24 protein-coding genes and 4 pseudogenes are annotated in these 24367 nt (G+C 68.6%); 13 read left to right on the top strand and 15 right to left on the bottom strand.

The features are described from left to right. Positions 1–23: 23 nt before the first annotated feature. Positions 24–593, bottom strand: a complete 570-nt coding sequence (locus GTY47_RS22095) for a GNAT family N-acetyltransferase (protein ID WP_010047409.1) — start codon at positions 591–593, stop codon at positions 24–26. Positions 594–711: 118 nt separating this feature from the next. Here GTY47_RS22095 and GTY47_RS22090 point away from each other — a divergent pair, with 118 nt between their 5' ends. After that, positions 712–1320, top strand: a complete 609-nt coding sequence (locus GTY47_RS22090) for an ATP-binding protein (RefSeq protein ID WP_078602978.1) — start codon at positions 712–714, stop codon at positions 1318–1320. 763 nt (positions 1321–2083) lie between these two features. On the opposite strand, the gene GTY47_RS22080 is transcribed toward GTY47_RS22090, so the two are convergent. From GTY47_RS22080 to GTY47_RS22065, 4 genes are all read right to left on the bottom strand, one after another. After that, complete coding sequence (locus tag GTY47_RS22080) at positions 2084–2479, bottom strand: VOC family protein (RefSeq protein ID WP_010047405.1); 396 nt, start codon at positions 2477–2479, stop codon at positions 2084–2086. A gap of 191 nt (positions 2480–2670) precedes the next feature. Continuing rightward, positions 2671–3243 carry a GNAT family protein gene (locus GTY47_RS22075; RefSeq protein WP_010047404.1) on the bottom strand — a complete coding sequence of 191 codons (573 nt, stop codon included), beginning with the start codon at positions 3241–3243 and terminating at the stop codon, positions 2671–2673. Positions 3244–3952: 709 nt separating this feature from the next. Further along, positions 3953–4372: a hypothetical protein gene (locus tag GTY47_RS22070; RefSeq protein WP_010047396.1), complete on the bottom strand. Its 420-nt coding sequence runs from the start codon at positions 4370–4372 to the stop codon at positions 3953–3955. Positions 4373–4505: 133 nt separating this feature from the next. Next, positions 4506–5813: a hypothetical protein gene (locus tag GTY47_RS22065; RefSeq protein WP_040904277.1), complete on the bottom strand. Its 1308-nt coding sequence runs from the start codon at positions 5811–5813 to the stop codon at positions 4506–4508. Positions 5814–6280: 467 nt separating this feature from the next. Here GTY47_RS22065 and GTY47_RS22060 point away from each other — a divergent pair, with 467 nt between their 5' ends. Continuing rightward, positions 6281–6481, top strand: a complete 201-nt coding sequence (locus GTY47_RS22060; RefSeq protein WP_010047394.1) for a hypothetical protein — start codon at positions 6281–6283, stop codon at positions 6479–6481. Positions 6482–7010: 529 nt separating this feature from the next. Then, a complete protein-coding gene (locus GTY47_RS40345; RefSeq protein ID WP_010047391.1) occupies positions 7011–7268 on the top strand; it encodes a hypothetical protein in 258 nt (85 codons plus the stop codon). Between the two features lie 208 nt (positions 7269–7476). On the opposite strand, the gene GTY47_RS22050 is transcribed toward GTY47_RS40345, so the two are convergent. Continuing rightward, positions 7477–7698 (bottom strand): hypothetical protein, encoded by a 222-nt coding sequence (locus tag GTY47_RS22050; protein ID WP_010047388.1) that lies wholly within the window; start codon positions 7696–7698, stop codon positions 7477–7479. Positions 7699–7703: 5 nt separating this feature from the next. Here GTY47_RS22050 and GTY47_RS41115 point away from each other — a divergent pair. The 4 genes and pseudogenes from GTY47_RS41115 to GTY47_RS22035 all read left to right on the top strand — a co-directional run. Then, positions 7704–7941, top strand: a pseudogene (locus GTY47_RS41115) (transcriptional regulator); the annotation flags it as partial. 1060 nt (positions 7942–9001) lie between these two features. Further along, a complete protein-coding gene (locus GTY47_RS22045; RefSeq protein WP_010047385.1) occupies positions 9002–10192 on the top strand; it encodes an FAD-dependent oxidoreductase in 1191 nt (396 codons plus the stop codon). Positions 10193–10202: 10 nt separating this feature from the next. Then, on the top strand, positions 10203–11141 hold the full coding sequence (gene sigJ / locus GTY47_RS22040) for an RNA polymerase sigma factor SigJ (RefSeq protein WP_010047384.1): 939 nt from the start codon (positions 10203–10205) through the stop codon (positions 11139–11141). A gap of 462 nt (positions 11142–11603) precedes the next feature. Beyond that, complete coding sequence (locus GTY47_RS22035) at positions 11604–11954, top strand: hypothetical protein (protein WP_010047383.1); 351 nt, start codon at positions 11604–11606, stop codon at positions 11952–11954. Between the two features lie 137 nt (positions 11955–12091). On the opposite strand, the gene GTY47_RS22030 is transcribed toward GTY47_RS22035, so the two are convergent. Next, positions 12092–12850, bottom strand: a complete 759-nt coding sequence (locus GTY47_RS22030) for a transposase family protein (RefSeq protein ID WP_010047382.1) — start codon at positions 12848–12850, stop codon at positions 12092–12094. Positions 12851–13172: 322 nt separating this feature from the next. Beyond that, on the bottom strand, positions 13173–14024 hold the full coding sequence (locus tag GTY47_RS22025; RefSeq protein WP_010047381.1) for a helix-turn-helix transcriptional regulator: 852 nt from the start codon (positions 14022–14024) through the stop codon (positions 13173–13175). A gap of 87 nt (positions 14025–14111) precedes the next feature. Here GTY47_RS22025 and GTY47_RS22020 point away from each other — a divergent pair, with 87 nt between their 5' ends. After that, a complete protein-coding gene (locus tag GTY47_RS22020; RefSeq protein WP_010047380.1) occupies positions 14112–14915 on the top strand; it encodes a glucose 1-dehydrogenase in 804 nt (267 codons plus the stop codon). Between the two features lie 23 nt (positions 14916–14938). Here the strand turns inward: GTY47_RS22020 and GTY47_RS41895 are convergent. From GTY47_RS41895 to GTY47_RS22000, 4 genes and pseudogenes are all read right to left on the bottom strand, one after another. After that, positions 14939–15520: pseudogene (locus GTY47_RS41895) on the bottom strand (IS5 family transposase); the annotation flags it as partial. Further along, entirely contained in the window at positions 15516–15878 is a 363-nt protein-coding gene (locus tag GTY47_RS22010; protein WP_158688470.1) for a hypothetical protein, read from the bottom strand. The pseudogene GTY47_RS41895 and the gene GTY47_RS22010, both read right to left, overlap by 5 nt. Before the next feature lie 476 nt (positions 15879–16354). Then, the gene (locus GTY47_RS22005; RefSeq protein WP_158688469.1) at positions 16355–17062 is read right to left on the bottom strand and encodes a hypothetical protein; all 708 of its coding nucleotides are present in this window, start codon (positions 17060–17062) and stop codon (positions 16355–16357) included. 403 nt (positions 17063–17465) lie between these two features. Further along, positions 17466–18228: pseudogene (locus GTY47_RS22000) on the bottom strand (transposase family protein). 114 nt (positions 18229–18342) lie between these two features. On the opposite strand from GTY47_RS22000, the gene GTY47_RS21995 reads away from it, so the two are divergent. The 4 genes from GTY47_RS21995 (at position 18343) to GTY47_RS41105 (ending at position 21373) form a co-directional block, all read left to right on the top strand. Next, positions 18343–19173, top strand: a complete 831-nt coding sequence (locus GTY47_RS21995) for a helix-turn-helix domain-containing protein (protein WP_010047372.1) — start codon at positions 18343–18345, stop codon at positions 19171–19173. Between the two features lie 82 nt (positions 19174–19255). Continuing rightward, complete coding sequence (locus GTY47_RS21990; RefSeq protein WP_010047369.1) at positions 19256–19726, top strand: cupin domain-containing protein; 471 nt, start codon at positions 19256–19258, stop codon at positions 19724–19726. Beyond that, positions 19723–20442: a GDSL-type esterase/lipase family protein gene (locus GTY47_RS21985; protein ID WP_010047367.1), complete on the top strand. Its 720-nt coding sequence runs from the start codon at positions 19723–19725 to the stop codon at positions 20440–20442. Before GTY47_RS21990 ends, GTY47_RS21985 begins: the two co-directional genes overlap by 4 nt. Positions 20443–20737: 295 nt before the next feature. Continuing rightward, the gene (locus tag GTY47_RS41105; RefSeq protein ID WP_231911208.1) at positions 20738–21373 is read left to right on the top strand and encodes a peptidase inhibitor family I36 protein; all 636 of its coding nucleotides are present in this window, start codon (positions 20738–20740) and stop codon (positions 21371–21373) included. 7 nt (positions 21374–21380) lie between these two features. Here GTY47_RS41105 and GTY47_RS21975 read toward each other — a convergent pair whose 3' ends face one another. Then, positions 21381–22139 carry a GAP family protein gene (locus GTY47_RS21975; RefSeq protein WP_010047365.1) on the bottom strand — a complete coding sequence of 253 codons (759 nt, stop codon included), beginning with the start codon at positions 22137–22139 and terminating at the stop codon, positions 21381–21383. Next, positions 22139–22729 carry a TetR/AcrR family transcriptional regulator gene (locus GTY47_RS21970; protein ID WP_010047363.1) on the bottom strand — a complete coding sequence of 197 codons (591 nt, stop codon included), beginning with the start codon at positions 22727–22729 and terminating at the stop codon, positions 22139–22141. The genes GTY47_RS21975 and GTY47_RS21970 overlap by 1 nt, the downstream gene beginning before the upstream one ends. Positions 22730–23222: 493 nt before the next feature. Between GTY47_RS21970 and GTY47_RS21965 the strand changes: the two are divergent. Beyond that, positions 23223–23315 (top strand): annotated as a pseudogene (locus GTY47_RS21965) (hydroxylase); the annotation flags it as partial. Here the strand turns inward: GTY47_RS21965 and GTY47_RS21960 are convergent. Continuing rightward, positions 23312–24268, bottom strand: a complete 957-nt coding sequence (locus GTY47_RS21960) for an IS481 family transposase (RefSeq protein ID WP_029181699.1) — start codon at positions 24266–24268, stop codon at positions 23312–23314. The pseudogene GTY47_RS21965 and the gene GTY47_RS21960 overlap by 4 nt on opposite strands. Positions 24269–24367 lie beyond the last annotated feature (99 nt).

Here is a 24367-nt window from a genome sequence, read left to right as displayed (position 1 = left end):
GCTGTGAGCCGTCGGCAGGCTGCTCAAGGACAGGGCATGCTCATGTAGAGGGCTTGTTCGCCCGATGAGGGTGTGCCGTCGTAGAGCGTCGCGTCCAGGCCGCAGAAGGTGAATCCCATCCGCTGGTAGGCGTGGATCGCCGGGACGTTGATGTTGGTGACTTCCAGCCAGATGTGGCCGGCACCGGACTCACTGGCGAATTTGACGGCGTGGCCGATCAGGGCGCGGCCGACGCCCCGACCCCGATGTGCCGGAGCGACTTCGATGTCCTCGATGGCCAGCCGTCGGTTCCACGAAGCGTAGGAGGCAGTGGCGAAGCCTGCCAGACTGCCGTCGGTGCCGACGGCGACGAAGGTGCGGCTGTTCGGATCCCCCTCGGCTACCGGGGCATCGGCGTCGTCGGTGTTGTCGGCTGGGAAGACCTTGTGGATGGGCGGGTCCACCAGGATTTCCTGGAGGGTGAACCCATTCTCGGTGATGGCCACCTGGAAGATGGTGTGGGTGGTGAAGGACCCGTCGAGTGCCTCGATGGCCTCGGTGTCCTCAGGCCGGGCAGTGCGGAACACGTAGCCCATGTCGTCGACGGTCGTCATGGCATGAACTTATGACCGGTCCGACCGGCATGGATCGAGTTCTGGACGGCTTGCAACCCGGGCTGCTGGGCAGGCCGCGGCGACCAGTGCACCTGAGGCAGATCCAATGCGCCAACCCATGCTGAAAATCAATCTCTTCACCATCTTGGGAAGGTTTGAGCGTTATGTGATTTTCTATCCGAATCCTCCTGGCTTCCTCGGGCAGTCGATCAACCCGCACACCGGCCGACGGCACCCTTCCTCCAGGTCCTCTGCCAGGACGAGATCACCCGCCGGGAGACCGTCGCCTCCCAAGACGCATATCGCCCAGGCCCTCGGTCATCTGGCCGTCCGTCAGGGCGCCCAGGTCCGGTTCGCCAAGACAAGCCGCATCCTGGCGGACCTCGCAGGCGGCCACGCGGACCGCACCTGGGAGAAACGGACCCGCGAACTGGTACGTCCCGACGTCCTCATCCTCGACGACTTCGCCATGCGCCAGCTCAACGCGACCCAGGCCGATGACCTCTACGAACTCGTCTCCGAGCGGCAGAAACGCTCCCTGATCATCACCAGCAATCGGGCACCCAGCGACTGGCATCCCCTCTTCCCCAATCCCGTCGTCGCCGAGTCCCTCCTCGACCGGCTCATCAACACCAGCCACCAGGCCATCATGAACGGCCCCTGCTACCGGCCGAACAAACACCCCAGGAACCGCACCGACAAGCAGGACAGCCCCAAGATCAAGTAAGCGTCACCGCTTCCAGGGGCTGGGGAATTACGTGACCTCAGCCCCGGGGAATTACGTGACCACCCACAACGGGTTCTTCTCGCCTGACTTTACGGCGAGCTCACGCACTACAGTCCTGCAGGGTGCACCGGTAACGAACTTCGGACACGGACACTCCGTCGTAGACGTCAGCCTGGACAGCACCGTCAGCGATGTAGCCCGCTCGCTCGTAGAAGTGACGTGCCCGAGTGTTGTCGGTGAGGACCCACAACAACATCAGGCTGAAACCATCCGCGTGAGCGTGCACGGCTTCGAGGAGCGTGCGACCGATTCCCGACCCAATGAGTGAGGGCTGAACGTACAGGGCGTAGAACTCACCCATGGCCGTACTCGCTCCATTGCCGCGAAAGCGTCCGAAGCACGCCCAACCCACCACTCGTCCATAAGCGTCGACCGCTACCAGGTTCGGCCTACCTCGATGGACTGACGGTTGAGGCCGATGTTCAGCAGCACCGTCGGCACTTTGAAAGGTCGAAGGAGGCCACGTTCCGTCATAGCTCGTACAGTCAGCATCTCGGCACCGTAGGAGACCCGTGGCCACGACCTCCGGGGAATCACGACCGATGTAGCCGCAGCAACTACACAGATTGGCCGCCGCACGGAAACTGTGCCAGAACCTCAGAAAGGGATCTGGCACAGATCTGGGGAGCGGTCGCGGAGGGTAACTGAGGTCTTGTCGGCAACATGACGGTTACGGAGTGACGAGGGGATGGCCGCTCGCGGCCTAATTCTGCGGTGCCAGGGTGCGAAGGACGCAGAACTCGTTGCCCTCCGGGTCTGCCATGACCACCCAGTTTCGATCTGCGCCTTGGCCCACGTCCGTCTTGGTGGCGCCGAGGTTGAGCAATCTGGTTACCTCGTCCTCGGTGCTGCCGTCGATCGGGCTGACGTCGAGGTGAAGCCGGTTCTTCACGGTCTTGCCCTCGGGCACCTGGATGAACAGCAGGGTGGGCGACATCTGGCGGGCCCGAACATCCTCAACAGTCGGCACCCAGGAGCCGATCTCGACCTTACCCTCGCTCCGGTCGATCACCTTGAAGTCCAGGACGTCGCACCAGAAGGCCGCGAGTCTCTCCGGATCGTGGCAGTCAACGGTCAACTCGGTGAACCTACTTGTCATGACTCTCCCAGATAGTGCTGCGGGACTCAGAGAGAATGCTGCCGCTCCGTGCGGACCCTACGAGCTGCTGGATGCTCCAGCGGTGCGGATGGTCGGGATCAGTGGGGCAAGCCAAGACGTTGAGCTCGCCGGAGCGGCCCACGGTGACCTCGGTGGAGGTTGTGGACTCAAAAAGCGGGCACGTCTCGGCCCTAGCGGCCGGCCGTCGGCGTGCCCGTCGTGTGCCACTCGCGGCGGAGGAGGCCGAAGACCCAGGAGTCGGAGACGTCGCCGTTGACGACGCAGTCCTCGCGGAGGGTGCCTTCGCGGACGAAGCCGAGCTTCTCCAGGACCCGGGCGGACGCCACATTTCGGGTGTCGGTCTCGGCCTGGACGCGGTTCAGGTCCAGGGTGTCGAACGCCCACTGCAGTACGGCGTGCGCGGTCTCCGTGGCGTAGCCGTGGCCCCACGCAGCGGCGTCGAAGACGTAGCCCAGGGACGCGCTTCGGAAGTCCGGGTTCCAGCTGGTCAGGCCGCACCAGCCGATGAACGCGCCGTCGGAGACGCGGTCGACGGCCACCCGCGCTCCCGTGCCTTGCTCCTCGATCGTCCGGCAGCTCGCGATGAAGCGCTGGGCGCGGGCCGGTTCGGTCCACGGCGGGGAGTCCCAGTAACGCAGCACGTGGGTGCTGCTGTGCAGCGCGTAGAGCGGCGCCGCGTCGGCCTCGGTGAACGGCCGCAGTCGCAGGCGGGCGGTGTGCAGCTCGGGGGTGGGTAATGTCATGCCGAGCATCCTGCCGCGTCACGCTCGCCCCCGACCATCCGTTTATCTGGACGGTCGGGGGCGCGTACGTCCCCGGTGAAGCCGGACGCGCCGCATGGGCGGGTGAGTCCGCAGTGCCGTGCCGACATGGCGAGCAAACGGCGGCCGTACTGGCGTGCCCCCGGGAGATCGACCAGCCTCGTCCTGTACCGGACCCGGACAGATGGAGGTACGCCGTTCACTTCACCGGGTCGGCCGGCATTGCCGACGGCGCACTCGCCGGTCCTCGGCCCTCGGCCCTCGGCCGAGCCGGACATCGCGCAAGCGACCTGGTTCAGAAGGCGGAGGAACTCGCCCACCGCCGGCTCGACGTCCTGTGGCACGCACCCGATCAACCTGACTGGTGAACCGGCACGGTCACCGACGCAGGGCCACTTCCACCCGCCTGAGGGAAACCCGTGACCATTTCGATTCCCTCTCGGGCGGCGGCTGCCTCCCAAACCGGTGCACATCCGCTGCCCGTTCTCGCGGACAGAGCCAGCCAGCTCTCCGCGATGACGACATGAAGGATGTGCGTCCTACGCCCATCGACGCAACGCACATACAACAGGCGGTCGGTCATACCATTGGAATGCCGCCGTTATCCCAGATCCGTCAGCGCCTCTTCGCGCGGCAGCAGCGGTCCGGTGACGCGCTCGGCGCTCCAGGCCGGATGGCCAGAGCGCTGGCGTCAGGCCCTGCCGACGTGCAGCTTTTTGCCGGTCGTGCCGTCGGAGACGGGGCGTCCGTGCAGTGGCGTGTGCAGCTTGACGCTGACCGGTCCGAACCTCACGTCGGCCGGGCAGGGGTGCTTCGCGTTGCTCTCCCGCGTGGTCAGGCGCAGGGTCAGGGTGACGGCGCTGCCGGTTTCGTCGGCAGTGAGGCGCAGGGTCTGGCACCCTCCCGCGGTACCGGCCGTGGTGAGCGTACGGCCGTCGGCGCCGACCGTGACCGGGCGCGTGATGGCTTCGCCGGACTCCTGGAGATCGCCCGAGGAGTGGGACGCCGCGCTCCCGCAGGCGGTGAGCAGGAGGCAGGAGGCGGCTGACGCTACGGCGGCGGCAACGGGGCGAACCCAGTGGTTCATGGCAGAGGGACGTGCGCCGGTCATGTCTGGCTCCTCCTGGTAAGGACGGCGCTGTGCGGCGGCTCCACGCCGTCCCGTGGTGGCCCGCGTGGCCGCGTGGGGCCTTGCGCGGTCGTACGGGACGGCGCGGTTTGCCGCTGGGGCGGCTGTGCGGTCGTTACGTCGTCGGGTTGAGCTTCAGTCCGAAGTGGCCGAGAATGTCGGGCGCCTCGGTCCAGTAGATGTAGCTTCCGCCTTCCGTCTGGTAGGGGTCGGTCAAGGCCGAGACGACTCCGCGTGCCTGGCGGGTGGACCCGGACACGGCGAACACCATCGCTCCGCTGTCACCGTGGCCCACCGCCCACTGCTCGCCGGGCAGCCTGGTCCCCTCGACTCCGCGCACGTTGTGCGTCCCGGACCAGTCGGTGAGCGAGTAGGTGATGTCCTGGTTGGTGACCTCGATGGCGCAGACCGTGCCGTACCCCATGAAGAAGGAGGCGGCGCCGTCCTGGCAGACGTAGTCGCCCGTGTACGAGTACGCGTCGCTCGTCACCGGCTCCCACGTGGTCGAGTCGCTCTCGTCGCTGTTGTTGTTGGCGCCGTCCAGTTCCTCCGCGTCCCAGCTCCCGCTGGTGCCGGTCACCGTACCGACGTAGTTGCCCTCCTGGCCGTTGAGGTCGTTGTAGAAGTTGCCGGTGGTCGGGGTGGTTCCCGCTCCGGTGTAGACGCGGTCGCCGGTGGGGAAGCAGTGGTTCGCGGTCACCATGATCGGGTGGCCGTCGCTCGTGCGGACCGCGGGCAGGCCCGCGGAGCAGTAGGAGGAGCCGTCCGTCAGCACATCACCGCCGATGAACGGCGAGGAGTCGTGCCATTTGACGTCCGCCCAGCTGGCCGGCGTGATGGGGCTGCCCTGCTGGAAGACCACGGTGACGCCGTCGAAGGTGTTCGCCTGCCGTCCGTCGGTCGCCCCGGCCGCGGGCAGGTCGGCCCGGGCGGTCACCGGCTTGTCGACGGCGACGTCGAGCGCCGAGCCGTCCGGGGCCACGGCGACGGAGTACACCTCGTACGGCAACTCGTGCGCGTCGGCTTCGGCGAGGAGGGAGGAGCGTGCCGCGTGCAACGCCCGCAGTGTGAAGGCGGCCTTGTCGACCTCGACGCGCGAGGTGTCGAGACCGGGGTCGGTCCGGCGGGCGGCCTGGAGCAGCCCCGGCGCGTCCGCCGGGACCGTGGTGTAGAGGTGCACCAAGCCGGCGGGCGCGTCGATGCGCACGCCTGCGTAGCTGCCGGGGTCGCTCTTCTCGCCTGCCGTGTCGACCGCGCCGGCGATCGCTCGCAGCGGATCGAGCAGGCGGTTCTGCGCCGCGGGGCTCATCATGGCTATCTGTGCGGCGGTCGGCCGAGCTGACATGGCGGTCCCGGCGGCCTGGGCCGCCGTCGTCGGCGCGGCCAGCAGTGCCGCTCCTGTCGTACCCAGAGTGAGAACCACTCTGAGGGATCTGTTCACCCAACACCTCGATTCGGGCATGTTCACAGGGGCGTGAGGGGTGGTGCGAGGGATGCCGGGACAGCGTAAGTACCGTGGGTGTAAGCGGTATCTGAGCTGTTCTCAGGCTTTGCTCGTTGATGCCGGAAATTGGCCGTTGCATCGGTCACGCCTGACCATGGGCACACCGTGGCCGCGCGGTGCGGCGGTGGAGGACTGGCCGGGATCAGGGACATGGTGTGGAGGGCGATGTCGGCCCGTGGCCTTTGTGACCCTCTTTGCGCGGCCGGAGAGCTCTGCGTTGGGGTGGTCTGCATCCGTACCGGCCCAGGGCGCTTTTTATCAGTTCGCACACGCCGCCGTGCAGAGGGCGGCGGTCTCCGTGCTGCTGGGGCCAGGGCCTGGCTGTCGATGGCATCCATCCCACCACCGTCGGATACGGCATCCTCGCCCAGGAACTGATCACTGTCATGCGGCGGGCCGGAGTGGAGTTCCGCCACCCCGATGGCAGCCTGCGGGCGGATCCGGTCACCGTCGACTTCGCCCGGCTGATCCGCCGCGACACCCTGATCAACCAGCCGCCGGGCAACCTCGCCTCCGGCCTTGACGCTCTCGCCTGGGTCGAGCCCACCCTGAGCCTCCTTCAACGCACCCTGTACTTCGGCGTCTGAGGGAGATCCGCTTGGCGAGGGCGGCGCCGCGTCAACGACCTCGTGCATGGTTGTAGAGACGACGAGCAACACGTTTCGCAACAACCGCCAGTCCCACCAGAGTTCACAAAGGCGTCCCTGGCCGAACTCCCCACAAGAGATGCCCTCTTACACCCGCGGTGACGCGGAGGGCCGTTCCGGATGAGGAAACCTCTGGGCTTGCTCAAGGAGGGATTGAATGTGCCGGGGCAGGGGGCATCGTCCGGGCAGCCGGTGCGCACGCCCCGGTGGGAGGGGGGAAAGTCATGGTGACTGCGTTCATTCTGGTGGGCGCCGCCGTCCTGGGGATGGCTGCGCTGTGTGCCTGGCTCATGCGCCGCGCATGGCGGCGTGCCTGGGAGGATCTGGGCTGGCAGGCGTCCGCGAGCGGTCGGGCGAGCGGGCATGGCCATGGGGCATGGGCGGCGAGCAGCGGTGCGGGCACGGCATCAGCGACAGGTGGCGGTGACAGTTCGTCCAGCTGGTCGTCCTGGTACGCCACGGATTCCTCGTGCGACGGCTCGTCGGCCGGCTCTTCCTGCAGCAGCTCGTCCTCCTGCAGCTCGTCGTCCTGCGGCAGCTCCTCGTCCTGTGGCAGCAGCTCGTCGTCCTGTGGCAGCAGTTCCTGTTGATGGCCGCGGCCGGATACGCCGACGGCAGGCATGGCGGAAGTTCAGGTGAGCTCCTCTCCCGGATGCCGCTGTGGGTCCGGCCCGGGGACGCCGCTTTCGCCGTTCTCTCACCTGGCCATGGTCCGCTGATCCGGTGATCGGCGAGACACGGACTCACACGGACACCCCGGCGGCGCGCGGCCTGCCGCTCGTCGCGGCGCTGCTGACTCCGGCTGGCGCGCGCACTCATCTCGGCACCGCTGTGGCATACGCGAACCGGTGCGGCGATACGGTTCTGGCCGCGTGGGCGTACGGGGCGCAGAGCATGGTGGTTCGCAGTACTGGCAACCTGTCCGCAGCGTTCTCCTACGCCGAACGCGGTGCGGCCGCGGCCCCCAGCGGCTGGTCCGGGCGCAGTTGCACGCCTGGGCTTTGTTGTCCACCCTCGCCCAGCAGGGCCGTGACCGGGAAGCGAACGCTGCCCTGGAGGTGGCGCTGGCGGCACTCGAGGCCGATCCAGTCGGCGAAGCTCCGGGCCGGTTCGGGTTCGACGAGGCGGAGCTCGCCCTCCACCAGGCCGAGGCGCATGGACCGACCGGTTCCCGACCGCCGAGCGCAAAGCCCGCCTCGGCACCGACATGGCCCGCGCCTGGTGGGCCTGGCAGCGGCCCGAACAGACCGGCCGCGCACTCCTGGACGCCTACCACGCCAGCCCCGGCGAAGTCCGCGACCGGCCCGCGATCCCCCACATCGTCAACGAACTTCGCCGAACAGCACCCGCGCACCAGTGGCGTACGCGAACTGCACACCGCAGTGACACGGGCCATCTGACGCCCGTGCGGCGGCACGGGCGCGCAGCCCCACAGGATCCGGGGCGCTGCGCTTGAGCGCCTTCACATAGGGCCGTGCCGCCACTTCCTTCAGGGCGCGGTGTCCCCCGAGTGCGGAGCGGCAGTGCGGACAGGTGCGGCCGCGGGCTCACAACCGACGGGACGACCCGAGTCACAGCAGGCGGGGCTCCCCCGTTCGCCGTTAATTCGTGAACGAGAGACGCCAAGCCAAGGTGCCGGCCTTTGGCGAACAGGGAGCGCAGCTGCGCCTCGGTCACCTCCTGTCCAAGCGTGAGACCGATCGCGGGAAGGCCCGGGCCTATCCATCTGCTGACCGGAACGCCAGCGTCCTGCTGCGCCCTCTTCAGCGGTTTGTGTGTGGGTTGCGGCTCCGGTTCCGGCCCGGCGCTCAGGGCGGTGCCCGTCACGGCACCGGCGCAGATCAGCACGCGCTGTCGCGGTGAGTCCTTTGCGGCTCACCGGTCGGCGCTGAAGTGGTCGAGGATTTCGTCGCTGCAGTCGTGCGCGCCGACCGGGGTTCGCGTGAAGGACAACATGCCGTCGTCATTGCCTTCCTGCTTGGCTTTGGCCAGTTGCGTCTCGATGTCCGCGATGTACTCGGCGCACTCGGCGCTGACGGGCTTCTCGGGCTGCGGGTCAGGCGCCGGGAAGGCGGCGGGTGGCGGCTATAGCGGCCGCGCACAGGACCGCCCACGGGGCGACCCGCGTGCGGCGACTCATCCGTAACGGCTTCGGCATCCAGGCATCCTATGAGCACCACGCGGGTCGGCGGTGGTTGGTGCTGCCGGGTGCGGGCGTCTCACGACTTGGGGACGGGCCACCAGCGGTCGCCGCAGGTATAGAGAGAGGGACCGGGCGTCCGGGCCTTCGTCATGTCCCTGAACTTCCTCTCCGGTCGCTGCTGGCGAGTGCCGGCCTCCGGCGCCTGTCGAGGCTCAGCCGCTCGCCCCAGTTCAGTGACCCGCGTCACATCCGGCTCCTGTCAGCAATCGGGGCGCTGCCTCGTTCAGGGGGCACGCGAACGAGACAGGAGCATCGCCATGAAGCACCGCATCGTCGTCCTCGGCGCCGGATACGCCGGGGCCTTCGCCGCCGGAAACCTGGCCCGCCGGCTTTCGCCCGCCGACGTAGAGATCACCGTCGTCAACGCCGTGCCCGACTTCGTCGAGCGGATGCGGCTCCACCAGCTCGCGATCGGCCAGGACCTTGCGGTCCGCAAGCTCGCCGACGTGTTCGCGGGCACCGGTGTGCGGCTGCGCCTGGCGCGCGTGACCGGCGTCGACCCCGAGCACAGGACCGTCGCTGTGACGGGCGAGGACGGCGACGGCGAGCTCGCGTACGACACGCTTCTCTACACTCTCGGCAGCTCCGTCGCCCACCATGGGATCCCCGGCGTGGCCGAGTACGCCTTCGATGTGACCGGCCGGTCCTCGGCGCTGCGTCTGCGCGAGCGCCTGGCCGGCCTGGGCGAGGGCGGCACCGTGCTGGTCGTCGGTGAGGGGCTGACCGGCATCGAGACCGCCACGGAGTTCGCCGAGTCCCGGTCCGACCTCTCGGTCGCACTCGCCGCCCGGGGCGAGCTGGGCGCGTGGCTCTCCCCGAGGGCTCGTCGGCACCTGCGCCGGGCCTTCGACCGGCTCGGCATCACCGTCCACGAGCACACCAGTATCGAAGCCGTGGAGCCGGCACGGGCGATCGCCGCCGACGATATGTCCGTCCCGGCCGACGTGACCGTGTGGGCGGCCGGGTTCGCCGTGCACCCCATCGCTGCCGCCGCCGGCCTGGAGGTCGCCGAGACCGGCCAGATCGTCGTCGACCGCACCATGCGCTCGGTCTCGCACCCGGACGTCTACGCCGCCGGTGACTGCGCCTACGCGATCGGCGACAACGGCCGGCCGCTGCCGATGTCCTGCGGCTCAGCCGGCTACACCAACATGCAGGCGACCGCCGCGATCATCGCGCGCCTGACGGGCAGCGAGGTCCCCACCACCGGGCTGAAGTACTACGGCAACCACATCAGCCTCGGGAAGCGGGACGCGATCTTCCAGATGGTGGACGGGGAGGTCCGGTCGAAGTCCTGGTACCTGGGCGGCCGGATGGCCGCGCGGCTCAAGTCGGGCGTGCTCAGGGGGGCGGGGTGGAGCATCGCCCATCCGACGTTCGGCATGCCGAAGCGCAGGCGCCGCCTGGTCACCGCGCCCGACCGGTCCGGTGTGAGGGCCGCCGCATAGGCTCTTGCGCATGGACAGCGCAGCCATCGATCGGTTCGAGGCCAGCCGTGGCCGGCTGGCCTCGCTCGCGTACCGTCTGCTCGGCTCGGCGGCCGACGCCGAGGACGCCGTGCAGGATGCCTTCCTGCGCTGGCAGGCCGCGGACCGGGAACGTATCGAGGTGCCGGAGGCGTGGCTGACCAAGGTCGTCACCAATCTCTGCCTGGACCGGCTCCGCTCGGCGCAGACGCGCCATGAGCGCGCTGCCGGAGACTGGCTGCCCGAGCCGCTCCTCGAGGGCGACCCGATGCTCGGCCCTGCCGATACCTTCGAGCAGCGCGAATCGGTGTCCTTGGCCGTGCTGGCCCTCATGGAGCGCCTCTCACCGGTCGAGCGGGCCGCTTACGTCCTGCGTGAGGCCTTCTCGTACCCCCACGCCGAGATCGCCGGGATCCTCGACATCACCGAGTCCGCGAGCCAGCAGCATGTCCACCGGGCCCGACGCCGGGTCACCGCCGAGCGCCGCGGCGGCGACGAGGTGGACCCCGCGTCCGCGCGCCGGATCGTCGAGGAGTTCCTCGCCGCCGCCGCGTCGGGACGCACCGAACGGCTGGTGGCGCTGCTCACCGACGACGTGACGGCGGTCTCGGACGGCGCCGGACTGGCCAGGCGGCTGCTGCGGTACAAGACGCGCGAGCGTGTCGCCTCCTTCGTGCGGGCCGGCTTCAAGCCCACGCCGGCGAAGCGGCGGCTGGCCGGCGGCTCCCCCGCGATGCACATCGCGCTGGTCAACGGCTCACCGGCCGTCCTCGCCGTGATCGAGGACCGGGTCGTGGGCACCGTGGCGTTCGACATCAGCGACGGCAAGGTCGCCTCCCTGCACGGCATCGCCGCCGCGGACCGCCTCACGCGCCTCAATCAGGCCTGGCAGCAGCACGAGCCCGAGGCGCCGGTCATCCACGCATGGTGACACGAGCCCCCGGAAGCTCGAACCACCTGCGGTCCGGGCCTCGACCGACCTCACCTTCACGCGGCCGGTCTCAGCTGCCGTCCGGGGCCGTCGCGGGCCACGCCTGGGCGCTGACGAAGGCTGGGGTACAGCTGCCGAACAGTGGGAACATGCACGGCGCCGCCGTGGAAGACATCACCGCATGACGTGGCCCTTGCCCGAACCGATGCTCACCGCACCCGCGGACAGCCCTACCCTGCCCTCCGGATGGGCCGCAGGTCGAAGGGGGATGGTTCTCCAGACACTTGACGTTGCCTCATCCGAGTGACATCGCGGCATCTCTCCGAGGGGCAGTTCCCCGATCTGCTGGCGTGTGACTGCTGTGGTGTGGCTAGGGCGGCGCTCAGCGGCCCCACCAAGCCGGCTCCAACTGGCCCCAGTTCTAGGGTGGTTTGTGAAGATCAGGCGTCTTGATTTGGTCCCGTGGGGCGTCCCGATCTGGGACCGTCGCGGTGGCAGTTCCCGGAGATTCCCGAGGAGCGTCAGATCGCCGTCGAGCGGTTCCTCGCCAAGAGGCCCGAGCTCGTGCCGTATGCCAGCAACCTCCTGCGTCGGCCCGACATCGCGCCGCTCGCGGTCGAGATGTTGCTGGAGTTCGAGGCGGAGGAGCGGACTCGGCGCGAGCCCGCCCCAAAGGCCCCGAGGTCCGCCGGTACTGGCAGGGGCAATGGATGGATGGACTACGTTGCTGCTCTGTCGGGCGACGACATCCGGCGCCTCGCCGTCGAACTGGACAGCGAGATCAGCCAGCACCGTGACATCGCTGACCAGTGATCGCCAGCTGAAGGGTGTTGCAGAAGGCTTGGTGGCGGCATGTCTGGGGTGATGGCTGGCCTGCTGTTCCACGCTGTCATGGCGAGGTTGTGCATGGTTGCCAGGGAGACGTCGAAAATGGCGGCGGGGCTCGGTGTTCACATCTGCCGCGCCGGCGTCAGGTCCGCGATCTGCTGATGGGACAGCAGACCGGCAACGGCTTGGGCGATGTCGCTCATGTGCTCGCGGCGGCCGAGATGGCGGGCCAGCGCCCGCCAGTTCTTCAAGTGGGCGATGCCGTGCTCGACCCGGATGCGTCGCGAGGAATGTGCCTTGCGTTGCCGCTCATGCATTTCGTCGTACCAGTCCGGAGCGTTCTTCTTGAACTTGCGATGCGGCGGTGTCACCACACGTCCGCCGCTCTGAGCACCCAGGCCCTGGTAGCCGGCATCGGCGAGAATCTCCACGGCGGGGCCGTCGGCCAGGAGCTCGACCAGGCCTAACTGACGAGCGTGGGTGATGTCCGCGCAGCTTCCCGGCTCGGTCGGGCTGCAGAACAGCACGCGGCCGTCGCCGTCCGTGCGCGCCATGGATTTGACGGCGTTCTGCTTGCTCTTGCCGGAGATGAACGTGTCCCGGTCCTTGCGCCCGGCGGCCGGCCGCCGGACCCGGATCTCGGTGCCGTCGACGATCCCGGTCATGTCGCCGGCGCCGAGGTGGTCGACGACCTCGGCCAGGGTCCGCAACCGCACGCCGGGGCTGACAGTGCACCCTCGCTCGGCGAGCAGGGGCCGCACCTCGCCGATGGCTCGGGTGATGGTGGAGCGGTCCACGCCGAACAAGCAGGCCAGCACGTCGTGCGTGGGCCCGTGCCGGACGTGCACGACGGTGGCCAGGAGCCGGTCGACGAAGACCAACCGGTGCTTTCGCACCGGCGCCCACCGCCCCGCCTCCGCTGCCTGGACGCAAGGCTGGCCTGATGCCGTTCATGCCACAACGGGCCCAACTCCGCCACGAGTCCAGCAATCACATCGGCTGACAGACCTGTGATCCTTCGGTCGCTGATGATCGACGATCAGGAGCTCGACGTCCCCCTTCCAACATGCACGAGCTCGTTAGGGCGTGTGTCGAAAGTGGTTGCTCAGGGGCCGCGCCGTGCAGGGCAGGGCTCAGAAGCGCGCGGGCGGTGCTGACCGGCGTCGGTCCACATCAGGGGACGTGAAGTGCGGCCGGTGTGGCTCAGCGCGTGACGTCCATGCGCTGTGTGCCGATGACCGACAGCAGCCGTAGCGCCTCTTCGGAGGGCGAGCCTGGGACCGCGGTGTAGATCACGACCTGCTGGTCGCGGTCGGTGATGTCGAGGACGTCGCAGTTGACGGTGACGGGGCCGACCAGCGGGTGCTGGAAGGTCTTGCACAGGGTGAGCTCGGCGGACACGTCGTGGGATTGCCACAAGCGGGTGAACTCTTCGCTTTTGTCGAGGAGTTCGGCTACCAGCTCGGCGACCTCCGGATCGTCGGGGTAGCGGGCGGCGGCGGCGCGCAGCCGCTGCGTCGAGATGCGGGCGAAGGCGTCCGCGTCCGACACTCCGTACAGCCGCTGCCCCTGCGTGTGCGGGCCAAGAAAGACACGGCGCACGAGGTTGCGGTCGCGTCGCGGCAGGGCGGAGAAGTCCTCCATCAGGGCTGCCGCCAGATCGTTCCAGGCCAGCACCTCGAAGGTCGCGGACGTTACGGTCGCCGCGGCCTGCGGCAGTCGGTGCAGCAGGTCGAGGATGCTCTGCCGTACCTGGCGCGAGGGCCCGGCCGACGGGAGCGGCGGTGTGCCGGCCAGGTGATGGAGATGGTCGCGTTCGGCGTCCGTCAGGCGCAGGGCCCGAGCCAGTCCGGCCAGCACCTCGTGCGACGGGTGCGGCGCCCGGGCCTGCTCCAGCCGTGTGTAGTACTCGGTCGAGATGTGCGCCAGCTGCGCCACCTCCTCACGGCGCAGGCCCGGGGTGCGGCGGCGCGGTCCGGCGGGCAGCCCCACCTCGGCAGGGGTGATCCGCTCGCGTCGGCTGCGCAGGAAGTCGGCCAGTTGTCGTCGGTCCACCTCTCCAGTGTGCGGGGGCGCCGGGCCGCGGATCCAGGTACCGCCGGTGCCTGGTTGCGCTTCGCGGACGGGCGCAGGCTTGGCGCCATGGACAACACACCTGCCACCGGCACACCCACCACGCCTGCCGCCCTGGGCATGCTGGCCGACAAGGTCGCCTTCATCACCGGTGCCGGGCGCGGTATCGGAGCCGCCGCGGCTCGGCTCTTCGCCCGCGAGGGCGCCCGAGTACTTCTCGCGGCCCGGACGGAGGACCAGCTGCAGGCGGTGACCGCGCAGATCCGGGCGGCAGGCGGCACCGCGGAGTACGTGGTGTGCGACCTGGCCGACGCGGCCGGCGTGCGCGCCGCCGTGGACCGCGCCGTGAACGTCTACGGCCGACTCGACATCGCCTTCAACAACGGCGCGACGATCCAGCAGCCCGGCCCGATGCACCAGCTGCCGGAGGCCGACTTCGACCGCCTCTACGACGTGAACCTCAAGGGCGTCTGGCTGGCCATGGTCGCCGAGATCGCCGCCATCCGAACCACCGCCGGGACCGGCGCAATCGTCAACAACTCATCTGTCGGCAGCCTGATGGGCAATCCCGAGCTGCCCGTTTACGGCGCGATGAAACGGGCGGTCAACAGCCTCACCGAGTCGGCCGCCGTCACCTACGGCCCGGAAGGCATCCGCGTCAACGCCATCGCCCCTGGCAACACGGCGACCGAGATGATAAGCACCTGGGAAAAGGGATCACCCGGTCTCCGAGAGCGGCTCACGGCGCACACCCCGCTGGGCCGCGCGGCCGACCAGCAGGAGATCGCGCAGGCCGCCGCCTGGCTGCTGAGCGACCGCTCCTCCTACGTGACCGGCACGGTCCTCCGGGTCGACGGCGGCGCGCGGGCCTGAGCCAGAGACGCCTCTATCCCCGTTCACAGCCACTCGTTGATCGCCGCTACGAGGACGGTCGCCTCGTAGCGGACCGCGAGCTTGTCGTACCTTGTTCCCACAGCTCGGTGCCTTTGAGTCGATTGATGCCGCACTCAACCGCGTGCCGAGCTTTGTAGTCCTCCCGGTCGAACTTCGGCGGACGGCCGCCGCAGGAGCCGAATATCTTGCGGTTGCAGATGTGATCGGCCTTGTCCGGGACGGTGCAGCGGATCCCGCGTCTGCGCAGGTAGGCGCGGTTCTCACGGGAGGCGTAGGCCTTGTCGGCGCAACCGCGTGGGCCGGTTGCGCGGCCTGCCCGACCCCGGTCGGGGCACTCTGATGCGCCCCCAGGACGACCTCGAACTGCGGGGAGTCGCCCCGCTGCCCGGCAGTGATCATGATGGACTGGGCTTCCGGCCCTGCTCGACGGCCAGGTGCAGCTTGGTGGTCAGGCCACCGCGCGAGCGCCCAAGGCCGTGGTCGCCCGGCTCGGTGGAGACGCCGCCGGGCGGCTCCTTCTGCAGGTCCCCCTTTTTTCCTGCCCCGGCGGCATGCTGGTGGGCACGGACGATGGTGGAGTCAACGTTGATCTCCCAGGTGATCAGGTCCTTGGCATCGGCCCGGACCTGCAGGGCTGTGAAGATCCGCTGCCAGGTGCCGTTGCGCTTCGGAGATCAGGCGCTTCACCTTGCGCCGTACTCGCTCCGACGACCTCGAGGTCAGCGGCACCCGCGTGCAGCGCGGCCTCAGCCCACGTGCCGTTGTCGGGATCCGCCACGCTTGAACCACCTCCCGCTCGGTCGGGTGGAGCGCACGCAGCAATGCCGCCAGCCGCGCATCGGCGGGGACGAAGCCGATCACCTCCTCGGGCACCGCTGTGCTGTTCGCGAGGAGGTCGTACAAAGAGACGTTCTCGCCCATCGGCGTGTCCAGCAGCAGCACCCTCCTGCCGTGTGACCGGCGCCGCCATAGCGGCACCGCCTGCCGGTGAACTCTCGCGCCTCCGCTCGCGGCTGACTGACTACCTCATCGGGTTTCAACCGAAATCCACCGGTGACAGACGATCTCCCGAAGAAGGTCACATCCCTGACCGGCGCAAGTACATCACCGCAGGCGCACACCAGCCCCGTGATCTGCGAAGTACAGGATGAAATCTTTTCACTGGGCCCTTTTCAACTTCGAACCCGCAGGTCATCGGCGTTGGTGTAGTCGGTGATCTCGTACTTGTGCTGGTCGCGTGCGGTTGCCTGCATTCAAGATCGTCTGACAGTGGGTGGCCTCGGTATTGGCCAGCCCGAGCAGCGCCCGCAGCGGCGTGTTCGCGTAACGGGCCGACAGCCGCATGCGATCAGCACGAGAACACGATCAGCGAAGCGCACCAGCGCGCCGTGACCATCGACTTCAGCATGGCGGATCTTCTATGCAAGTCCGTATCCGGAGTCGGGTAGGTGTGCCACTCGGGGATGGCGGCGATCGATGTAGGTTCCGTATCGGGCAACACGGACAACGGCCACACCCCGGCTGACCACATCCCTCTCGAATTCCCCGTGATCACCGACTGTGATGCCGCGCGCATAGGCGGCCTCCCTCTTGGCCCGGGGCTGGCCGGCATGGATCAGCCCAACTCCATGCATGCCAAGTTCTCCGTCGATCTTGCTATAGAGCTGAGCATCCTCCCGAGCGCGAGACTCAGTGGGGGCCATGACATGAACACTGATATCACGGGCGTACAGGCCACGGGCGTAGAGGAAAGCCGGCAGTGCGGCGGCGAGAGAGCGGTCCCGATCCGTGCAAGGGACGCTGAGGGTCTCGATGGTCCGCTTGGCCTTGCGTAGGCGCCGACCCTCAAGTTGATCGCACATGGCCATCCCAATGGCCATCTGGTCGTCACTCAACGTCACCCCGACAGACTGACGGATCCCCTCGGCTATCAGCGCGAGTTCCCTGAAACGCAGCTCTCCGGCTGGGAGTAGCTCTCCGCCTAGGAACGGTTCATAGCCTGAGCCGCCCAGTACACCCGAGTTCAAGTCCGTTCGGATGCCGAACCTTGCTCTCCACGATCCAGCGGGTACGGGCCGCTGGCCGATGACGCCGATCCAAGACGGCGCGTCCGGCGCTTTGAACACACCCCCGCAGCCTCGATGGCGCATTCGGCGGGCACGGGACCTGATCACGTGGGGCAAGATGCAATCGTTGCAGATCCAGCGTCGGCAGCGGTCGCACTGCCATGCCTCCATTGCACTCAGTACATTGCGGGCGTGGTTTTCGAGCGGGTTGTCGGGAGGCGACGAATCCTTCCACCGCTCGTTCAAGGTCTCGTGCTTCGGCTCCATCTGAACAGGTGGTATTGGCTGTAGACAGATCCCGCACGATTCGCTGGGCTCCTGCTCGCGATTGGCTGTCACAGCCGCCACTTGTACCACGCCCCTCTGGGGACCGGTCCCGACACCAGGGTCCGTCAAACGGCAGGTGCCCCGAGGCGGTTGAACCGCTCCGCGGCTGCCGCCGGATACTGAGTCTTGCCCAACCTCAGCTTGAGGCGTTGAGGTGAAGGGTGAGGACCGCTTGGACGAGGCCGGTGATGCGGGTGGTGCTGCACCGCAGCTTGCGCAAGAGCCGCAAGGTCTTCAGCGTGGCCATGGCCTGTTCACCGAGCGCACGGATCTTGGCATGGGGAGTTGCCGGCCTGCCGGCCCGCGGACAGCTTGTCCCAGCGGCCGCGGTAAGGAACCCGCATGGTGCCGCCGGCGCCCTGGTAGCCCCTGTCGGCCCAGCAGCGGATGTCGGCCTCGACAGGGGCGTCGATGATGCCGTGGGTGCGGGCGGCGCGCAGCTCGTGCACCGCGCCGGGCAGTGCGGCCGAGGCCCACAGCAAGTTCCCGAGCGGGTCGGCGAGCACCTGGACGTTCATCCCGTGCCTTTTGCGCTTGCCGGAGTAATAGGGCCGGTCGGCGGCGATGCGGCCGATGGGGAGCAGTGTCCCATCGAGGATCAGGTACGCCTTCTGCGTCGCCGTGCCGAGGACGGTGGTCAGGTGGGCGGCCCGCGCGGCCAGGACCGCGACAGCCTCGGCCACGTACCGGTAGACCGTGGTGGTCCCGACGCCGCAACCAGTCGCCAACTGGGCGTTGGTGTGACCGCACCGCAGATGGGCGAGGACCAGCAGGGCCTGCCGGCCGGCAGGCAGCCGGCGCCACCGGGTGCCGCGCTGAGGGCGGCGGGCCCGCAGCAGGCCGGACAGGAAGCGAAGGGCTGAGCTGGACAGATCGATCCGCGATGAGTGAACAAGCACGCGAAGCTCCAGGCAGCGGGGTGCCGGTAAGAACCGTGTCACCAGCGGCAAACGGCGGTGATCAGCCCTTGGACGGTGATCTTGCTGGGCTGGGCGGCTCGTACACTGACGAAAATGGAGGACCACACGGCCACCGGGATCGCTGCACGTCCGGCGCCCTCCTTGCGGCAGTACGTCGACTCGTACGTCGGTTTCGACCTCCGCGGGTTCCCGGCAGGGGTGCACTGCGGCCCGCCGAGCCGCGCGCTCACTGCGGTGATCAGCCTGTCAGATCCTTTAGAGATGGCGGCGGGCGTTGACGACGGGTCACCGGTCACCCGATTCAGCAGCGTGGCCGGCGGTCTGATGTGCCGGTCCGTCGCGATCCACCACGACGGACGCCAGCAAGGCGTGCAGGTATCGCTGACACCGCGCGGGGCCCGGGCCATCTACGGCATGCCTGCCGCCGAGCTCGCCCACCGACTGGTCCCACTCGACGAGCTTCTCGGAGCGCTAGCCGTCGAGCTGGTCGACCGGCTCCGAGCGGCGACAACATGGACCGCGCGGTTCACCGCGCTGGACGAATTGCTCCTCCGAGCTGTCGGCCGCGGCGGCGACCGCGTGCCCCGGGAGCGCCCCGAGGTAGCCGAGGCGTGGCGCCGCCTCGTCGCCGCGCGGGGTTGCGTCCAGGTTGGTGCGGTCGCCGCGGAACTCGGCTGGAGCCGTCGGTACCTCACCGAGCGGTTTCGCGGTGAGGTGGGCCTGTCGCCGAAGACCTTCGCCCGAGTCTTGCGCTTCGAGCACGCGCACGAACTGGCCGCGGCGCAAGACCCGCTCCCGTGGGCCGATGTGGCAACCGTCTCCGGCTACGCCGACCAGGCCCATCTCGTTCGGGACTGGCGCGAGTTCACGAACCGATCACCGACGGCCTGGCGTCGCAGCGAAGTCCTCCTCGGAGCCAGGTAGCCGCCAATTGTCTGCCCGTCGCGTCGGCTTCTCTTCCCTTTTCTTCAAGACCGCCCGATCGCTGTCGTGGACGATCGCCGGCATGAGACTCGTCAACCACGAACGCAACGCCATGGACCTGCGGACCACCCCCGTGCACCTCGGACTGGGATCGAGAGCGAAACCCGTCGAGGGCTTCGCCTGGGACCCGGAGGTGCTCCAGGCCTACAGCGCCGCGGTCGCGGCAGACGGCGCCGAGGGCCGGATGGTGATGATCTTCGACGGCGACGGCCTCGGCGACCATTGGGAGAGTCACCCCGCAGGCGACGAACTGGTCGTTTGCCTCAGCGGGTCCGTGACGGTCACCCGCGACGTGGACGGGGTGCCCGACCGCGTTCTGCTCGGGCCGGGCGAGGCCACCATCAACCCGGCCGGGGTATGGCACGTGGTCGACATGGAGGGGCCTACGTCCATCCTGGCCATCACCGCGAGCCTCGGCACCGACCACCGTCCTCGGACCGACACCAGCCCGACCGAACGCGTCGGCACGCCCGGCCCGGAGGAAGCGCCGTGACGATACGCATCGCGTGCCTCGGCGACAGCCTCACCCGCGCGCAGTTCAGCGTCGACTACCTGGGCCTTCTTGGACGACGCCACCCTCCCGGTGACGTGCAGCTTGCCCGCCTCGGCGCCAACGGTGACTTCGCCTACAACCTCTTGCAGCGCCTTGATGCCGTCGTCACGAACCCGCCCGATGTGATCACCGTCTTGATCGGAACCAACGACGCCCGAGCGAGCCTCGCCGGCTACCCCGTCGAGCAGGCCATGAAGCGCAAACAGCTCCCCGATCGCCCGTCAGCCGGCTGGTTCCAACAGTGCCTGGGAACCGTCGTCGCACGGCTGCGAGCGGAGACCGACGCGACGATCGGTCTGCTGTCGCTACCGGTACTCGGCCAACAACTCGACGGAGCAGCGGCACAGGCATCGCAGGCGTACAGCCGGATGATCGCCGAGGTCGCCGCCACCAACGAGGTGGCCTACCTTCCGCTCCACGAACGCCAGACCGAGGAACTACGCCAAGCTGGCCCGCCGCCGATCCCCTACCGGGAGGTGACGCCCGCAGCGAGCGTCAGCGTCCTCGTCCAGCACGCAGTGCTGCGCCGCAGCCTCGACACGATCTCACGGCGGCGAGGTCTCGTGCTCACGACCGACCACATCCACCAGAACAGCCGCGGAGCGACCCTTATCGCCGAGGTCATCGACGCCGGTCTGCTGACCCAGAGCACGTAGCTGGTTCCAGCGCCCAGCCGGTCGGATGCCATCTTCCGCGCGGAGGTGGCATCCGATCCAGGCGGTCAACGCCTACGGCAACAAGATCAACCAACGGTTCCACAACGGGGAGGGCTGGACGGTCCGCGGCGCGAAAAGTCCGGGACCCCGGCCGCAAGGACCGGTGGGGGGCCGCCACGACCCCTACGGCATCCGGCTCGTCTGACTGCATGACCGCCGCAGGGGCACGTGGTCACGGTTCGTAGCGGCTGCTGTCGTCGATCGCGACCCCGTTTCGGCGAGCCGGCCTGGGACCATGCGGTCCGTGCATAATCCGGTCGCCCCCCGGTGTGAAAGGCCCAAGACTCTCGGCGCGGCGGCGCGCCGGCAACTGCACCCGCACCTGCTCGGGCTTGCGTTCCTTGTGAAGCCAGCGATCGACTGCCCGTCCGGCCACGTGTGCATCTACCCGGAGATCGACTTCGGCGGTCAGCCGTGGGTGCGGCGTGCCGTGGACGGCAGCGTGAGGGACCTCCCCTCCGCAATCCGTGACCGCGGCAGCTCCATCCGCAACAACTCCGACCGCACAGCCCGCGTGTACGAGAAGCGCAACCACAGCGGCCGGCATACGTGCATCACCCGCAGCGGCGGATCCATTCACGACCTGCGCGGCTACAACCTCAACGACCAGACCCGCTCCCTGAAAATCAACCGCAACGACTGCGGCTGGTCCCTCCCCAGCCTGACGCGTACGTGCGGCCCCGGCGGGCGCCGGCTCCGTCAGCCTCAAGGGGACTGCGCTTCCCCCTTTCCCGCAAGCCGGGCGTGCTGGGGTTCAAGGCGGCGGCCCCTCGTTCTGGTAGAGCGAGGGGCCAGAGCAGATGACCGAGCTGATGGTCCTGCTGTAGGGCGTGTTTCGAAAGTTGCAGTTGCTGGAGATTCTGGCGTCTGACGCGAGTTCAGACGGGTTGAGCGAGAAGGGCGGTCACGGCGTTGAGGACCATTCCGATGCCGATCCCCCCGACAGTCCAGCCGAGCGCCTTGGCGCTGTTGCGGGTGAACCAGTCGTTGATCCGCTGCAGGACTGGCTCGGCGCGGTCGTGCGCGGCGATCCGGACGACGCCGAGGAGGACCGCCGGGAGGATCATCACGACGCAATAGCCGGCCAGCGCCCCGCCGATGACCTGCCAGGTCAGATCGGCATTCGCGACTAAGCCGACGGCCGCCAGGTAGGGCACCATGGTGATGATCTCCAGCGCCGTGGCCACCAACGCGAGGCTCATCAGGCCGCGCACGCCTCCACCCCGCTTGTCCCGGCCGTCCAGACCTTCGCCGTCCGGCACGGCACCCGACATCGCCGCAGCCCGCCAACGCTGCAGTCGGCCCGGTCTGCCCGCCCGGCGGCGGGCGCGGGCCTCCAGCCGGTAGCTCAAGGCGATGACGATCAAACCGAGGACGAGCTGCCCGATCCGCAGGTTCGTCTGGGCAACGTCGGCGAAGGCCGCCCGGACGGCCTCCAGCACCGCATCGGCCCCCAGCACCAAGAGAACGCCGACGCAGAAGTAGAACGTCGCGACCGTAGCCAGGTAGACGGCGATCCGGCCGGCGCGCACCCGCCCCGGGGTGAGCAACAGCCAGATCGGGATCAGCAGGGTGCCGAAGCTTGTGCTGTCCAGCAGCCCAAGCCCGGCCAGCGCCAGCGCCAGCGTCGCGCTCATCAGTCGAACAGCCGGTCAACGTAGGCGTCCAACGCGGCGCTGATGCGGGACGCGTCGAACCCGTTCCCGGTCGCCGCGTGGTGCAGGCACAGCCCGTCCACGAACGCGACCAGCGCCGCCGCCTCCGCCTCGGTGTCGACACCCGCGGCGAGTTCGCCGGCCCGCTGCGCGCCGCACAATGCCTCCTCGACGCCCCGCAGGAGCCGCACGGTAGCGTCCCGGTGAATCGCCGCCATGTCGGCGTCGGTAAGCGACGCCTGCACGAAGCTGAGCCAGACTCGCAGCTCGGCGCGCCGCTCGACCGTCAGCGGCAGGAACGTCTCCATCAGCCGCACGACGAACTCCCGGACCGGCGGCTCGACCGGAATGGCGGCGATGCGCTCCTCGGCGCGCCTGTAGACATACTCGATGCCGAACCTCAGCAGCTCGTCCTTCGAACGGAAATAGCGCTGGACGAGCCCCACGGACACACCCGCCGTCCGTGCCACGTCAGCGAGGGTGGTCCGCGCCAGTCCCCGTTCGGCGACCACACTCATCAGCGCGGAGGCGACCTGGCCGCGTCTTGTGTCAGCGTCAGCATGCTGCGTCATAAAAAAATATTACTGCAATATTATTTAGGAGGCATCCCGTTTCACGTTCGGCGGGCACATCATCGGGACCGGCACCGAGTCTCTACCGCCTCACCTGCACCCGGGCGGCCGGGCCGCAGGACGCTGCCGCATACTGACCGCCATCGTCATCCCCAGCGGGCGTGTCCCCCTGGCGACAGCCGCTCGCCCGGGCTGGGCGGCGGAGCCGAAGTGGGACGGGCTCCGGGCGCTGATCGCCCTCGATGCCGGGAAGGTGATCCTGCGCCCGCACTGCCGGTGCTTCCGTTTATGTCAGAGGGGGCCGGGCCGTCAACACCTCGGTCATGGCCGGTTCACAACCGATTCGGCTGATGATCCCCGGTCTCCTCCTCCGGTGAGGTGAGAGTCCGTGGGAGGCACTGCCTCTGTGGCTCGGATGACGAAGGAGTCATCATCTTGCCTCGGCATCGCGTCGTGCTGCGCGGCGGCACCGTCCTCACCATGCCGACCGACGGAGATGCAAGTCCGCCTCGGCCCCGCCAAGGGCAAGGACAGCGCCACCACGCTCGGCCCGGTGTTCGTCACCCCCGACGAACTGGAGCCCTACCTGTATTGACCCGCAGGGTTGTTCACGCGGGTGATGGGTGGCTTGCCTCCGAGTGCGGTGTGGCAGCGGTGGTGGTTGTAGGTGTGCAGGAAGTCTGTCAGAGCTGCAGTCCGCTCGGTGTTGCTGGTGTAGGGCCGCAGGTAGGCCCATTCGTCGAGCAGGGTGCGGTTGAAGCGTTCGACCTTGCCGTTGGTCTGCGGCCGGTAGGCGCGGGTGAGCTTGCCGGTCGCGCCGAGGTCGGCCAGGGCCTGCTGCCAGGCGAAGCTTTTGCGGTAGGGCCAGGCGTTGTCGGTCAGGACCCGTTCGATGCGGTCGATGCCGCAGGTGGTGAAGAAGGCTGCGGCCCGGCGGAGGAAGTCTGCGCAGGTGGCGGCCTTCTCGTCCGGATGGATCTCGCTGTAGGCGAGGCGGGAGTGGTCGTCGACGGCGGAGTGGACGTGGTCGAAGCCCATGCTGGTGCGGGTGGCGCGGCCGGCTTGTCGGCCGAGGACTTTGTGGCCGCCGCCGTCGGGGATGCGGCCGAGTTTCTTGACGTCGACGTGGATCAGCTCGCCGGGGCGGGCGTGCTCGTAGCGGCGGATGATCTGGCCGGTGGGCCGGTCCAGGAAGGCCAGGCGGTTCAGGCCGTGGCGGACCAGGACGCGGTGGACGGTCGAGGCGGGCAGGCCCAGGATCGGACCGATGCGGGCCGGGCCGAGCTTGCGGTCCTGCCGAAGACGGCACACGCGGGCTTCGATCGCCCCTGCCGTGCGGTGCGGTGTCGTGCGCGGACGGCTGGACCGATCGTGCAGTCCTTGCTCGCCTTCAGCCCGCCAGCGGCGCATCCACTTGTGCGCGGTGACGCGGGAGATGCCCATCTCGGCGGCAACATGGGCGACAGGGCGACCGGTGCGGACACGTTCGACCAGCAGCCGCCTGCCGTGAACGGTCAGCCGGGCATTACGGTGGAACACGAAGGCCTCCGTGCGGTGAAGATTCGACACCTCCACCACACACGGGGGCCTTCGCCACGATCAAGACCGGCCCCCGTTAACAACGCTCGTGATCAATAC

The sequence above is a fragment of the Streptomyces sp. SID5464 genome (genome assembly GCF_009862985.1).
Classification (GTDB): Bacteria; Actinomycetota; Actinomycetes; order Streptomycetales; family Streptomycetaceae; genus Streptomyces; species Streptomyces chartreusis_D.
The sequence above is the reverse complement of the archived record's forward strand: the minus strand, read 5'-3'. Positions and strand labels throughout refer to the sequence as shown.